The organism is Candidatus Paceibacterota bacterium (genome assembly GCA_041666545.1).
GTDB lineage: Bacteria > Patescibacteriota > Minisyncoccia > Phycocordibacterales > JBAYGS01 > JBAYGS01.
This window is the reverse complement of sequence record JBAYGS010000002.1, coordinates 13,687-26,800: the sequence shown is the minus strand read 5'-3', so window position 1 is coordinate 26,800 and position 13,114 is coordinate 13,687. Positions and strand designations below refer to the sequence as shown.

Genomic DNA, 13,114 nt, shown 5'->3' with positions numbered 1-13,114 from the left:
TTCTCTGTCAACTATAAAGGCTTTTTACCGGAAAAGAAGATTCTGACCGAATTGGCCAACGGGAAAAAGTCGGAAATAAAATTGTAGGCCGCGGCGCCAGCCGGTCCGATAAAACTACCGAAAACCAGAAACAAACCGAGAGCATTGCTTAATCCCCAAATCCAAAAATCCTGTTTAATCACGCTGCGGACTTTCCGTGACAGCTCCATCGTCTCAACCAGTTTTGACAAATCGTCATGCATTAAGACAATATCGGCCGACTCGATGGCAACATCAAAGCCGGTGTGCCCCATCGCAATCCCGACATCAGCCAAACTCAAGGCGGCGGCATCGTTAACGCCATCCCCCACCATCACAGTCGTGTAATCCTTCGAAAGATGTTTTTTAACTTCTGCCAATTTGTCCTCCGGCGAAACTTTGGCGCGGAAATCTTTGAGGCCGGCTGCTTTGGCAATTTTGAGCGCCACCCGTTCACTGTCGCCGGTAATCATAATCATTGTACTGACCCCCGCTAGACGCAAACGCTCGGTCGACTCTTTGGCATTGGCTTTGACTTCATCGGAGACTGCGAACAGAGTGGCCAACTGACCGTCGTAAGTAAAAAAGACTGCCGATTGACCGAGCTCTTCGATTTCTACAACCCGCTTCTCGACAGCTTCACTAATTTTAACTTCCAAATCACGCAAAAAGGCACGATTGCCGATTGCTATCGATTTACCTTCAAAAACACCCCGGGTCCCTTTGCCACTAGTTTCAGTAATGTCGCTAACATCAATCGGCTTGGCGCCATTTTTGTCGGCAAACTTATGGATTGCTTTGGAAACCGGGTGCGACGACTCACTCGCCAAATCGCCGACCGCCGAAATAATATTTTGCCGGTCAATTCCATCTAAGACCTCGAATGAATCGACTTTCAAAACGCCTTTAGTCAAAGTCCCGGTCTTGTCGAACAAAAATACTTTCGCACGACCCATCGACTCAAGATAAGTACTACCTTTGATAATAATTCCAACTCGTGAGGCCTTGCCGGCGGCAATAAGATATGCAAGTGGCACGGCCACCGCCACATCGTCGGCACAGACAACCAAAATTACCGACAACACCAGATTGAAATTGTGAGTGAAGTAGTAAATCACTACCGAGACCAGCATCACGGAAATAATATAAATCTTGCCAAATTTCTCCGCCAAAGTGGTCATACGGGACTTTTGAGCCTGAGCACCCTCTACCAACTTAACAATCTTTTCAAGGGTAGTATCCCGACCAACTTTTTCTGCTCTAATTTTCAAATGCCCTTCAGCGACTAGGGTCGAACTAAAAACTCGCGAATTCACCTCCTTTCGGACCGGCAAAGACTCGCCCGTAAGTGAAGACTCGTCCACTGCCGCCGCCCCATCAATGACCAGACCGTCAACGGCAATCCGTTTGCCGGACTCGGCAATCACGATGTCACCCGGCCTCAACTCGTGGACCGGCTTTTCAAAAATCTCATCTCTAATTTCAACCTTCACACTATGCGGACGCAGACGCAGCAGACTACGGACTCCTCGCCTGACCAAACGATCACTCCAATCCCCCAACATCCTTGAAGCCGTGAGCATCATGGCGATAAAAATTGCCGACACCAATTGTCCGGCAAGAATGGACGCCACCAGGGCCAGACCGGAAAGCAAATCCATTGAGAGTCGCCTTTGCAACGCTTCGCGAACCGCACTAATAATCACCGGTAAAGAACCGACTAAACAGGCCAAGTACAGCAGAATTTTTTTCGAGGACCAGGCAACTGGTTCAAAAGGATTCAAAATCAAGACAGCAATCAAAATCACCATAATGGCAATATCCCAAACCACCGCCCGATATGAGTAATCGAGGGTTTCTCTTTGTAAATTTATTTCTGGCCGGCCTTCGCTTTGAGTCATTGAAAGAGATTAGATATAGAGAAAGTATACCAAGTAGGTCAGGAAAAATCTCTTAGCTGATATTATCAGATGACGATACAAAAGGCCCCGCTTAATCGGGGCCGAGATAGGGAGACAAATCGGTATTATTAAATACAGATTCAAGTAGCCACTTCCAACCAATCGTGAAGTCGCGCCACAGCAGCGAGATGTGTCCAAAACAGCTGTATTTCCGCCCCATTAACTCTATGGACATCGCATTTGGCATAGGCTACCCGATGAGACCCAGTAAAGCGGAGGTACGGACTGCCGTCAGATAGATTTAACTTATATTCAGGAAGAAAAGACGGATCGACAAATGTTGACAGCATGGTGGTAAGACTGACAAAAACTTTGGCCTTGGCCATATACAACCCAACAAAGTCTTCGGGAACTGACCCACCAATCTCAATTTTAGCCAGATCTTGCCAATCTTCCTTCTGATCTCTTGATCTGATAGGTAAACGGCTAATTCTAACGGCAAATGATTTTTTCATAGCAACCTTTCTTCTATTTATTAAAATAGCACAATCTAAAATACTTTCAAGAAAAAAGTACACAAACCCAAGACACACCGACATCCATCTCTCACGAAATAATTAAAAGCCGCCCGAAAATCAGGCGGCTGACCGATGACTATTTACCGGCCCAAGGAACAACATTCTGACCAACGAGAATCAATCGAGACTGACCTCTGATGATTCGACTTTCGTACCAAGTGACAGAAGCGTTATCGAAGGTGGCATTCTTATATCTCCTAACAGCCTCCTTGATTGAGAAATGGTGAATCAGGCGCTGAAAAAGAATGAGCCAGTTGCCGTGAACCACCATGATCACTTTCTTATCGTCGCAATCGCGATTTAAAGTCCCGAGAAAGCTGTGAATTCTCAACTCCACATCCGGCCAGTTCTCACCACCGGGTGGCCGGTAATGATAGAGGCCTTCCAGTTTCTTGCGTCGAACCTCCTCCGGGTACCTCTGTGCCACTTCTTCGTTTGTCAGAGTGTGAAAAATTCCTCTCTGCGCTTCGGCCAAGCGGGGGTCCTCATAGACTTTGCCGTGGGGAAACATGATCCGCATCGTCTGCCTTGACCGTTCGTAGTAGGAAACATACCGAACATCAAATTGGCCGAACTCCCTCTTAACAAAGTCACCGGCCCAACCAGACTGCCACTCGCCATGAGGCGTAAGCGGATACTCCCAAGTACTCACTGGGTACTTGGCCCGCTCGGCTGAAGTTCTCACATTACCTTCCGACTCTGCGTGTCTCACCAAAACTAACAATTTCGGCCATGCCATAACACACTACCTTTCTGTTTAGGTTTTCTCTACTTTGATATTACTCACTTCGAGGCAAAAATCAAACGGACGTCCTCCCCGCGCTTCCTCGAAGACTCGGTCATGCGGGGTTTCCTTTGGGTCGCGCTTCGCGTTTAGACCGATGCATTCACCCCGCCCTCCGCGGGGCGGAGGGAGTCGGGCGGGGTTCTCTGCAAAAAAGAACAGCAAAAACGCCCGGAGGCGTTTTTGTTTGCGCGGACTAGTGGACGAGATAGGAACTACTATTCAAGACCACAACGAGTATGCCTATAATAATACCCAATTTGGGATAAAATTATCCTCGGATTGCTTGTCTTACTGCAGTTACTTGATCCTGCACTCTAGTCAAGTCTACCCCCTTATCATTCAGTTCTTGTACTAATAAGTCTAAGGAGGCATTGGCTTTCGGTCTGTCTGAGGAACTTGGATCACGCATTGCCAGACGAACATCATTAATAGCTAATTCAAGACCTGGTAGATTGGCCCCACTTGAAGCTAGACTGGAGACAATAACATCCAAGCCTTGATTTCCTTCAATTTTAGGATCTTTTTTAATTTGTTCCATATGACTATTTGTATGTAATTAATAATGAATGAATAAGGAAATTATAACATGGTCCAAGTCCATTGCACCCATGAATTCTTCGTGGCTTAAAATAGCAACGAAATCAGTGCGCGGTTGACGGGTGCTGGTTCCAACTAAAGTTTTGCCGTCGCAAAACTTTGTTTAACCGCCAGCTCGCGCCCGGCTCTGGTGAGCCGGTGCCCGCTCCGCTGGTCAGCACCCGACGAAATGTCTCCCAGACATTTCTTCAACCGCGCAAGCAAAAACCCCTTGCGGGGTTTTGTTTGCGCGGTTGACGGGTGCTGACCCCGCGACCTCTCCCGTGACAGGGGAGTGCTCTACCGTTGAGCTACAACCGCATTTCTAACTACCAAAATCTAACAGATTTTTCATTTTAGGGCAACAAAAAGCGACCCGGTTGGGTCGCTTTGAATGAAACTAGAACTTGAGATTAAGCAGGAAAAAGGCACCGTCATTGCCGCCTCGGCTCGAAGATTCGAAGATCAAGGTCGGATAGCAAACGGAAACTCGGGGCGAAAGATTTGACTCGAAGACATCAACCCGGTCGTAAAAAGTCTCGGCATTGCCGCGACCAAAGCTCACCGTCTCGATGTTGATCATCTCAGGGCCCTCACCTTCAGGCAGATCGAGGTCAATACCATTCAAAATCTTCTGAAAACTGCCGGCTGGCTCAGGTTTCTGCTGAAGCTGGGGCAAGCCGAGTTTGGCAACGCGTTTTTCAAAAGCGGACTGGTCAAGCTTTTTGATCCTGGCCTCAATAATCCGGCCTTCCGGAGATACGAGTGGTAAACTCGGCTTGTCGGAAAGTTTAGCAAAGGCAAATGGTGCGTTAGTCTGGGCCTGCGCCGTAATTGAGACAAACAAAACAACCGCGAACTTAATAACTTTCATAACCGAATCCTTTGGTTGAGGTTCTGACAATAATGATACTCCTAGTCGGAAATTTAAGTAGTCAGTCTGTGGATACAGCAAAACAACTCGCTTTTTATAAGCAAGCCGGTTGTGCACAGAGAAAAATTTGTGTCGAGGGTGGGGGTCGAAGCTTGCAGCTTCAGTACAGCTTTCCCGTTTTTTCAGATTAGGAAATCCTCAAAAATATGGGAGAAGCTTTTCGACCCCATCCCCCGCCGACACTACTCGTGTCGGCCTAACCACTTCGTGTGTCGGGGGTGGGGATCGAACCCACGACCCCAGGCTTATGAGTCCTGTGCTCTACCAACTGAGCTACCCCGACAATGAAATTAAGATAACATAAAATTTTTACAAAGAAAAATCGCCACCGTTCTGGGCGATTTTTCTTAAATTGTTGCGGGGGTTGGATTTGAACCAACGACCTTCAGGTTATGCTTACCACTACAACTTTCGTTGCCTTTTCGGTTTGTGGTCTGGACTATACCTTCACCCTTTATCCTAAAGGGGTCTACCGTCTAGTCTCTACACCTTCCCTGATATTTCAGGGCTTGGCTCGGTATTGCTAGCTGCCACAGGCAGGTAAAGTTTCACCGAGTTTGATAGATATTCCACATAGCATTACTACATATGTGAGCCCAATTGAGCCTGACGAGCTACCGCTGCTCTACCCCGCGATATTCTCTGCAAGGTAAAGGATAACCCAAAAGACGGCCGCTAGCAAGCACTGTAATTACGAGTACGGTACAATTGCCTAAGCACCATGGCACAAATTAAGAAAAAAGAAGAAGCAAGATCTCTAAGAAAAGCTGGAAAAACAATAACCGAGATATCATTATTGCTATCGGCAAACAAGACGACGGTCAGTTATTGGTGTAGAGATATTACACTTACACAAAAACAAAAAACCGAGATAAAGAACAGGCTTAAAATAAGTGGCTTAAGAGGCCTGTCCGCCCACACTGAAAGACTTAGAAGAAATCGGCTGCAAAAAATTGCCAGTCTTACGAAAACTGGGTTCAACAAGATCGGTCAGATAACTAAGCGTGACTTAAACATGATAGGTTTGGCACTATATTGGGCGGAAGGATATAAAAAAGGCAACGAGGAATTTGGGATCACCAACAGCGATCCCGACATAATTAAAATTATACTCGTTTGGCTACAGACGACACACTCAATCGACAAGCACAGACTGATATTGCGTATCAGCATAAACAGAGTACACGAAAAAAGGCTCGAGCAGATAACTTCGAAATGGTCGAGGATTTTAGGCATACCAGAAACACAATTTACCAAGCCGAGCCTAATTAAAACCCCCATAAAAAAGGTATATGGAAACAACGAAAACTACCTTGGGACTTTGAGAGTCAAAGTCAGACTGGGCACAGATTTAAGAAGAGAAGTGTTGGGTTCTATCTCGGCCTTTCGGAAACATGTTGAAAAATTTTAGCTACACAAACTTAAACTCTTTGAAGACTGCTTCGAAAAGACTGACTACCCTCTTGGCCTCGCGTTCACTCAACTGGAATTCCGAGCCTTCGTGCGCAATCTGATTCCTGACCTTATGTGCCTCCCAAGCCTGATCAATTGAGGTAAAATCACTCTTCTCAACACTCTTTAATTTCTCGCCAATCCCATCACCTTGATAGCCCAATTTTTCCAAAAGTTCATCAAGCATAATGTCAGCTTCCATAATCGCCAAACGCCAATCCCCCGGATTGGCCGAACCGATGTGTTCCAAAACTCTTTGCCATTTCTTATTGACCATTTCCGACTTGGCCTCAGCCGCCGCCTCCTTGTTTTGAGCAAACTGTTCTTCCTCGGCCTCACGCAACTGTTTGATTCGCATTAAGCAGTAAACAATCCCGACCAGAAGCAGGACTGAAATCATAATCGAGTAAGGTGTAATAATCGCCAAAATATTCGAGAGGTAATCCAAAATTCCGGTAAAAGTCAGATGGCGCAGAGCGTCATAAATGGCCCGGAAAAAATATTCAAGATTTAAAAATCTGGCGTCCATAATTATTTTTCACTCAAGAACTCCCTACTTGCTTTAAATATTACTCCCTCACCGCCCTTTGGAGCAATGAGCTGAATCCCCACCGGCAACTTTTTGCCATCTGCCTCCGCGAAACCGGCCGGAATGGAAATCGCCGGTAGACCAACCAGATTGGCTGGAACCGTGAAGACATCCTCCAGATAAAGCTCTAGAGGATTGGCAGCCTTCTCCCCGATTTTGAAGGCTGGTGATGGGGCCGTTGGCATCAAAATCAAATCGACATCCTTAAAGGCGTTGGCAAAATCATCCGCGATAAAACCACGAACCACATTGGCTTTGTGATAATAAGCGTCATAATAGCCGGAAGAAAGCACATAGGTGCCGATAATAATTCGCCTTCGAACTTCCGGACCCAAAAGCTCTCCCCGAGTTTTAAGATAGTCCTCCAGAAGATCAGCGCCCGGGACTTTGGCTCCGTATTTCACGCCGTCAAAACGCGCCATGTTGGAAGAAACTTCGGCCGGCACAATAATGTAATAGGCCGAAAGCGAATATTTTATTTTTGGCAAAGAAACCGGTTTGATTTTGAAACCCAGTGACTCGAATTTAGCTTTGGCAGAATCAAGAACTTCTCTCACAGACTGAGACAAACCCTCAATTTTTAAAATCTCTTCCGGAATCCCGATAGTTAGTTTAGAAGTTGAGAAGTTAGGAAGTTGAGAAGTTGAGAAATTAGAAGAAGTGCTGTCGAGCGGATCTTTTCCTTTGATAACATTAAAAATTATTTCCGCATCCTCGGCGGTTTTGGCAACCGGACCGATGACATCAAGCGATGAGGCCATGGCCATGAGTCCTGATCGAGAAACTGAGCCGTAGGTGGGTTTCAAACCCACTACCCCGCAGAAGCTTGCTGGCTGTCGTACCGAGCCACCCGTGTCAGATCCAAGCGCGCCAAGGGCCAGATTGGCCGCTACCGCCGCCGCTGAACCACCGGAAGAGCCACCGGCCACCCTTCCCGAATCGTGAGGATTTCTGGTCGGACCGTAAGCTGAATTTTCAGTCGAACCACCCATGGCAAACTCGTCCATGTTTACTCGGCCTAAGAAAATCGCTCCCGCCTCTTTCAATTTTTTAATTGCAGTCGCGTCATAGGTTGCGACATAACCTTCAAGAATCTTTGAAGCTGAACCGGCCTTTCTGCCTTTGATTAAAATATTATCCTTAATCGCAAGAGGAATACCGAGCAGAGCCGGAGTTTCAAGTTTTGAAGTTTTGAAGTTTTGAAGTTGTCGGTCAGCTTCTGTGGCTTGCTCCAAAACATCAGAAAACACTTCCAAGTAAACATTGAGCTCTTTGTTTTTAGCTTCAATTTCTTTCAAATAAGCTTTGGCCAAATCAACCGCAGTGAAATCACCATCGTCTAAATGCTTTCTAGCCTTCTTGATTGTTAGTTCTTTTAGGTTAATCATGTTCAAACCGACAGTTATTTAAAATTTCAAATTCTAATATTCAAGTTCCAAATAATAATCAAATTATAAATTCAAAATTACAAGGTAACTTATTATTGATTTGATGCTTGGAATTTATTTGGAACTTGTAATTTGTCATTTGGTGCTTAGAGAATTTTTTTCACTTTAATGTACTGCCCTTCTCTCTCCGGCGCTGAATTAAGCAGGTCTTCGGTATGAATTCCGCTTTCGTGAGATGCATCATCGGCCCTCATGACATTTCTCAAATCAGGAATTTTCCTTTCGGCCGTTTCTGCCCCAGCCTCCTTGATCTGGCCGACATATTCCAAAATCGCGCCAATTTCCTTGGCGAATTTCTTCTTCTCTTCGGTCGAAAGCTTCAACCGGGCCAATTTGGCCAATTTCTCTATTCCCGCTTCATCCATAGGCTTAAATAATACCCTAAAATCAGCCTTTTTTGAAGCGATTTACTTTGTAAGTGAAGATGATAGCATTAGCATTAAATAATCAATCAAATGAAAGAAGCAGACAAAGAAAATTATTTAGCAAAAATTAATGAGTTCCTCGGTAAATGGGGACCATTTATTGCCGCATTTGGAGTTATGATTGCCGTAATGCAATATTACAACCAAGATTTATCTGCCAATAAAACTGTTAAGATTACTTCCTGCTTAAACTGGAGAACCGCAAAACACTTTTCACTTGGACCGGCAGAAAATGAGAATGTACTGGCAAGATACTTGACTGAAGTATATACAAACGATATGGATAGGGCTGTAAATTATTTATCAAGACACGGGGACAAAAGTTCCGTTCTAACAATGATACACAATATGTCCTTTGTGAATAAACAACTAGACCAGGGCCAATTTTATAAACCATTTGTAGTAACCATCAGCGGCAACAGTGAAGCTACTCGTTACGAAAAAGAATACCTTGCAAACATAGCCTCAACTTCAAGGACAATATTTTCAAACTTAGAACAATTTGGAATCAATAAATACAGTTGTACAGACTTAACACCGATTAATTTCTGACTTATGCTTTCGGTGCGCCCTACAAACTATCTCCTTATACAATTTGAGAAATTATTTTAAAAGAGTCAAAAATTCCGACTCAGAGAGTATTTTTATACCCAATTCGTTGGCCTTATCGAGTTTCGAACCGGCATTCTCCCCCGCGACGACATAATCAGTCGCTTTGGAGACGGAGCTTGAGACATCGCCACCTGCCCGGCGGATTCGTGAGGAAGCTTCATCACGGGAAAGGTTTGGCATGGTACCGGTGAGCACGAAAGTTTTGCCGGCGAGAGGGCGGGCGGTGGCAGAAACGGTCTCGACTTTTTTAATTTTCACTTGTTTGAGCAGACGGTCAAGCAGTTTCAAATTGTCTTTATCCTGAAACCAATCAAAAAGCGCCTTGGCGACAACCGGGCCAACTCCGTCGAGATTATCAAAATCTTCAAACTTGGCATTACGAATTTTTTCAATCGTTTTAAAATGCTCAGCCACGTCATAAGCTGTTTCTTCACCGACCTGAGGGATTGAGAGTGAGACGAGGAAACGCGCGAGCTCCGGCGAGCGCGCTTTTTCAATGGCAGAAATAAGATTATCAGCCGACTTTTCAGCAAAACGAGGCAAAGCCAACAAATCGCCTCTCGTCACAGTAAAAATGTCATCAAAAGTTGAAATCAAATTATTCTCCAGAAGCAAGTCGATAATCTTCGGACCCAAATCTGCCACATCAAAAGCTTTTTTAGAAACAAAATGATAAAACCTGCGCTTCTCTTGAGCAAAAGAATTTTTATTAACACAACGCCAAGCGGCCTGCCCCGGGATTCGCTCAATCTTACCATCTCCTCCACAGGCCGAAATTTGAGTCGGCCATTTGAAAGGTTTTTCTTTACCTGTCCTCAATTCAGTCAGAACTTTCACAATATCGGGAATTACATCACCAGCCTTTTGCAAAATAACGGTATCCCCAATCCTGATATCCAAGCGTTTGATTTCATCTTCGTTGTGAAGTGTGGCCCGGGAGACCGTTGAGCCTGCGACCAGTACCGGCTTCAAATGAGCGACCGGAGTCACCACACCGGTCCTGCCAACTTGGAAGACAATATCCTCGACGATTGTGGTCACCTGCTCAGCCGGAAATTTGAAGGCGATGGCGAAACGGGGCGACTTGCCGGTATAACCGAGCTTTTCTTGATATTCTCTTTCACTGACTTTGACCACGATGCCGTCAACCAAGTGATTCTCTTTTGGCGCTTTCTTTTGCCATTCCTGCCAATAGGCCACAACTTCTTCGATGGTCGCGCACTTTCGAAAATTCTTATTAACTTTGAATCCTAGGTCTTGAAGCAATTTTAATTCTTCAATCTGAGTTTTGGGTAAATCTACGCTGATTCGGTCAATATCGTAAACAAAAGTATCAAGTCTGCGAGAAGCGGCAATCTTGGGATCAAGCTGACGGATTGAACCGGCAGTGACATTGCGTGGGTTGGCGAAAAGTTCTTCGCCGGCCTTCTTGCGGGCTTCGTTTAGCTTCTTAAAATTAGTTTTACTCATCCAGACCTCACCTTCGACTATCAAATCAATCGGTCGGTGAAGTTTCAGAGGCAATGACTCAATCGTCCTCACATTCTGCGTCACATCTTCGCCCACTACCCCGTCGCCCCGAGTCACACCGCGGACCAAACTGCCATTTTCGTAATGGAAAACCACTTTCAGTCCATCGATCTTCAGTTCACAGGTATAGCCAGGAATTATCTCTTTGCCATATTCGGCCTTCAAAAATCTTTTGACTCGCGCGTCAAAATCTTTAATATCCTCAATCGTAAAAGCATCGCCCAAAGACCACTGCGGTACGATATGAGTAAACTTTTTAAATTCTGGCAAGGGCTTGCCGGCCACTCTTTGCGAAGGTGAATCGGGAGTCAAAAGTTCCGGATATTTGGCCTCAAGCTCAACCAATTCACGCTTTAAAGAATCCAAAGCGGCCTCGGAAATCTCTTCCTTGTCCAGGACATGATAATTGTAGCGATGTCTCTCAATCGCCTCTTTAAGCTTATTTAAGCGGTCTTTTATCTCCTTAGGAATTTTGTCTGCCATTAGCTTCTATCATAACCGAAAAAAATCTGGTTGGCACCCGGTCGACTACTGGGAATAATTGGCTTCTGTGCCTCGCTCGATTATTACCGGATTGGTCAAATCACAGGTGTTGTGGCCTTGGGCGGAGATATTGGTATCAAAAGTGTCAGTATCATAATTTTTGACCTTAGTGACGGCCACATCAGCACAGTAAGGCAGATCGAAATCACCCCCAAGCTGAATTGTAAATTTGGTGGTCGCCTTATCACTGGTCCGAACAGTAATCTGAAAATCTTTAATTTGGCCACCGCAACTAAACTGGTCCGCAGAAATAATCGCCACGCTATTGTCGGTGGAAGTGGCAAAACCGTAGGCGTCAGTGCCGTTCAGTTTCTTCTTGGCGGCCATATCCCAGTAAATAGCGCACTCTCGGCCAGTGTCAGAAGCGTAAAAAGCCAGATTGGAATCGCGCGCCGTCGACGACAAGCGAACTTCTTTGATTGAGATATTGAAAATTGAAATTCCGATCGCCATCAAAACACCTGAAATCAAAACAGCAAAGAGCATGGTAAAACCGGAACGACGCGAGGCGCGTGTTATTAGTTTTGAAGTTTGGAAGTTTGAAAGTTTGGAGGTCATAAGACAAATTTAAATTTCCTTGAACAGGTTGAAAAGGCTGGTGCGTAAAATGATACTCCTTCTGGTAATACCCTGATCCCACAAGACCTTCACAAGTATTTGGGCTTCCCGATCGTTAATCGAAGATAAGGCAAAAGTTCGGACGAAAGACGACTTGTTAATGCCGTTACCCGGCATCGACAAGTCGTGACCATAAGTGCCACTCGTCGAGCTGAAAGTCAGACGGCAACTTTCAAAATCCGGCGCTGAGCACTGGACCATACCTTGAGAATTGCCACTGACATCAAAACCTTTAAGAGTGTCGAGACCACAGGGGTCAGCTTCGGTACACTGACTCAAATTGCCCAACCAGGCCGTGTCGGATTTTCCGGCATTAGCACCCCGCCCAGCCACCACATACTCGGCCAAGTCTTGGGCCAGAAGCGAAGCTGTCAATTGTTGCTTAGCAAAGATTGATGAGCTAAGGGAGCGATTGGCCAGAGTTAGCGGACCGGCGACCGCAATCATCAAAATCGACACGGCCGCCAAGGTCTCAATCAGAGTGAAGCCTGTAGAGTGCGTAGTGAGTAGTGAGTAGTGAGTAGTTTTTAGCATGTTTAGTTTATGTTAAATAGTGCGGTGAGTGACCGTCGTTTGAATATCAAAAGATGACAGGACCACCCCTTTACTTACCACTTCCCCTTTGCCGACAAATAGAACTCTGGGGATCAAGCCGGTCGCATCGGTCAGATAGAAATCCATCCTCTCCAGAAGAACCTCCTTGGCCGTCACCACAGAAGTATTGACCGCACCGGAGACTGTGGTTTTTTTAAAAAGTTGCTTATTATCCGAATAATAAGAAGTCTCCGCACCGTCTTTGTTGACGAATCGAATCTCCTGACAAATCGAATCGACACAGCGGTTGCCGACATATTCGGTACCGAATCTGATATCGCGAGACATCGTATCAATCGCCAAATTCAGATTATTGATTACCGAGCTTAGCGACTGGGCTTTCCGACTGACACTGATGATATTCAGGATCGCGCCGGCCGCCACAGTCATCACAATTGTAAAAATGAAAACTGCCACGATAGTTTCGACGAGGGTAAACCCGGAAGAGTGATTAGTGGGTAGTGAGTAGTGAGTAGTTTTTGATTTTGGAAGTTTCATTTTCTTTTTTC

14 protein-coding genes and 2 tRNA genes are annotated in these 13,114 nt (G+C 45.5%); 2 read left to right on the top strand and 14 right to left on the bottom strand.

What is annotated here, in order from left to right; translation table 11 throughout:
* Window positions 1-11: 11 nt before the first annotated feature.
* From WCT25_01985 to WCT25_01955, 7 genes are all read right to left on the bottom strand, one after another.
* Complete coding sequence (locus WCT25_01985) at window positions 12-1,919, bottom strand: cation-translocating P-type ATPase (GenBank protein ID MFA6536183.1); 1,908 nt, start codon at window positions 1,917-1,919, stop codon at window positions 12-14.
* Between the two features lie 140 nt (window positions 1,920-2,059).
* Window positions 2,060-2,434: a hypothetical protein gene (locus WCT25_01980; GenBank protein ID MFA6536182.1), complete on the bottom strand. Its 375-nt coding sequence runs from the start codon at window positions 2,432-2,434 to the stop codon at window positions 2,060-2,062.
* Between the two features lie 139 nt (window positions 2,435-2,573).
* Entirely contained in the window at window positions 2,574-3,236 is a 663-nt protein-coding gene (locus WCT25_01975; protein MFA6536181.1) for a histidine phosphatase family protein, read from the bottom strand.
* A gap of 316 nt (window positions 3,237-3,552) precedes the next feature.
* Window positions 3,553-3,822 carry a hypothetical protein gene (locus tag WCT25_01970; GenBank protein MFA6536180.1) on the bottom strand — a complete coding sequence of 90 codons (270 nt, stop codon included), beginning with the start codon at window positions 3,820-3,822 and terminating at the stop codon, window positions 3,553-3,555.
* Window positions 3,823-4,109: 287 nt separating this feature from the next.
* A tRNA-Asp gene (locus WCT25_01965) sits at window positions 4,110-4,181 on the bottom strand.
* Between the two features lie 79 nt (window positions 4,182-4,260).
* Window positions 4,261-4,734, bottom strand: a complete 474-nt coding sequence (locus WCT25_01960) for a hypothetical protein (protein ID MFA6536179.1) — start codon at window positions 4,732-4,734, stop codon at window positions 4,261-4,263.
* 270 nt (window positions 4,735-5,004) lie between these two features.
* Window positions 5,005-5,077, bottom strand: a tRNA-Met gene (locus tag WCT25_01955).
* A gap of 438 nt (window positions 5,078-5,515) precedes the next feature.
* On the opposite strand from WCT25_01955, the gene WCT25_01950 reads away from it, so the two are divergent.
* Window positions 5,516-6,205: a hypothetical protein gene (locus WCT25_01950; GenBank protein ID MFA6536178.1), complete on the top strand. Its 690-nt coding sequence runs from the start codon at window positions 5,516-5,518 to the stop codon at window positions 6,203-6,205.
* Here WCT25_01950 and WCT25_01945 read toward each other — a convergent pair whose 3' ends face one another.
* The 3 genes from WCT25_01945 to gatC all read right to left on the bottom strand — a co-directional run bounded on the left by WCT25_01945 (window position 6,206) and on the right by gatC (window position 8,648).
* Window positions 6,206-6,775 (bottom strand): hypothetical protein, encoded by a 570-nt coding sequence (locus tag WCT25_01945; protein MFA6536177.1) that lies wholly within the window; start codon window positions 6,773-6,775, stop codon window positions 6,206-6,208.
* Between the two features lie 2 nt (window positions 6,776-6,777).
* Window positions 6,778-8,223: an Asp-tRNA(Asn)/Glu-tRNA(Gln) amidotransferase subunit GatA gene (gene gatA, locus WCT25_01940; protein ID MFA6536176.1), complete on the bottom strand. Its 1,446-nt coding sequence runs from the start codon at window positions 8,221-8,223 to the stop codon at window positions 6,778-6,780.
* 146 nt (window positions 8,224-8,369) lie between these two features.
* A complete protein-coding gene (gene gatC, locus WCT25_01935) occupies window positions 8,370-8,648 on the bottom strand; it encodes an Asp-tRNA(Asn)/Glu-tRNA(Gln) amidotransferase subunit GatC (protein ID MFA6536175.1) in 279 nt (92 codons plus the stop codon).
* A gap of 90 nt (window positions 8,649-8,738) precedes the next feature.
* Between gatC and WCT25_01930 the strand changes: the two genes are divergently transcribed.
* Window positions 8,739-9,260 carry a hypothetical protein gene (locus tag WCT25_01930; GenBank protein MFA6536174.1) on the top strand — a complete coding sequence of 174 codons (522 nt, stop codon included), beginning with the start codon at window positions 8,739-8,741 and terminating at the stop codon, window positions 9,258-9,260.
* A gap of 51 nt (window positions 9,261-9,311) precedes the next feature.
* Here the strand turns inward: WCT25_01930 and ligA are convergent, their stop codons facing one another.
* The 4 genes from ligA to WCT25_01910 are packed head-to-tail and all read right to left on the bottom strand — an operon-like array spanning window position 9,312 to window position 13,103.
* A complete protein-coding gene (ligA, locus tag WCT25_01925) occupies window positions 9,312-11,333 on the bottom strand; it encodes an NAD-dependent DNA ligase LigA (protein ID MFA6536173.1) in 2,022 nt (673 codons plus the stop codon).
* Between the two features lie 45 nt (window positions 11,334-11,378).
* Complete coding sequence (locus tag WCT25_01920; GenBank protein MFA6536172.1) at window positions 11,379-11,951, bottom strand: hypothetical protein; 573 nt, start codon at window positions 11,949-11,951, stop codon at window positions 11,379-11,381.
* A 9-nt stretch (window positions 11,952-11,960) separates the two neighbouring features.
* Window positions 11,961-12,545, bottom strand: a complete 585-nt coding sequence (locus WCT25_01915; GenBank protein ID MFA6536171.1) for a prepilin-type N-terminal cleavage/methylation domain-containing protein — start codon at window positions 12,543-12,545, stop codon at window positions 11,961-11,963.
* A 12-nt stretch (window positions 12,546-12,557) separates the two neighbouring features.
* Window positions 12,558-13,103 (bottom strand): type II secretion system protein, encoded by a 546-nt coding sequence (locus tag WCT25_01910; GenBank protein ID MFA6536170.1) that lies wholly within the window; start codon window positions 13,101-13,103, stop codon window positions 12,558-12,560.
* Between the last annotated feature and the right edge of the window lie 11 nt (window positions 13,104-13,114).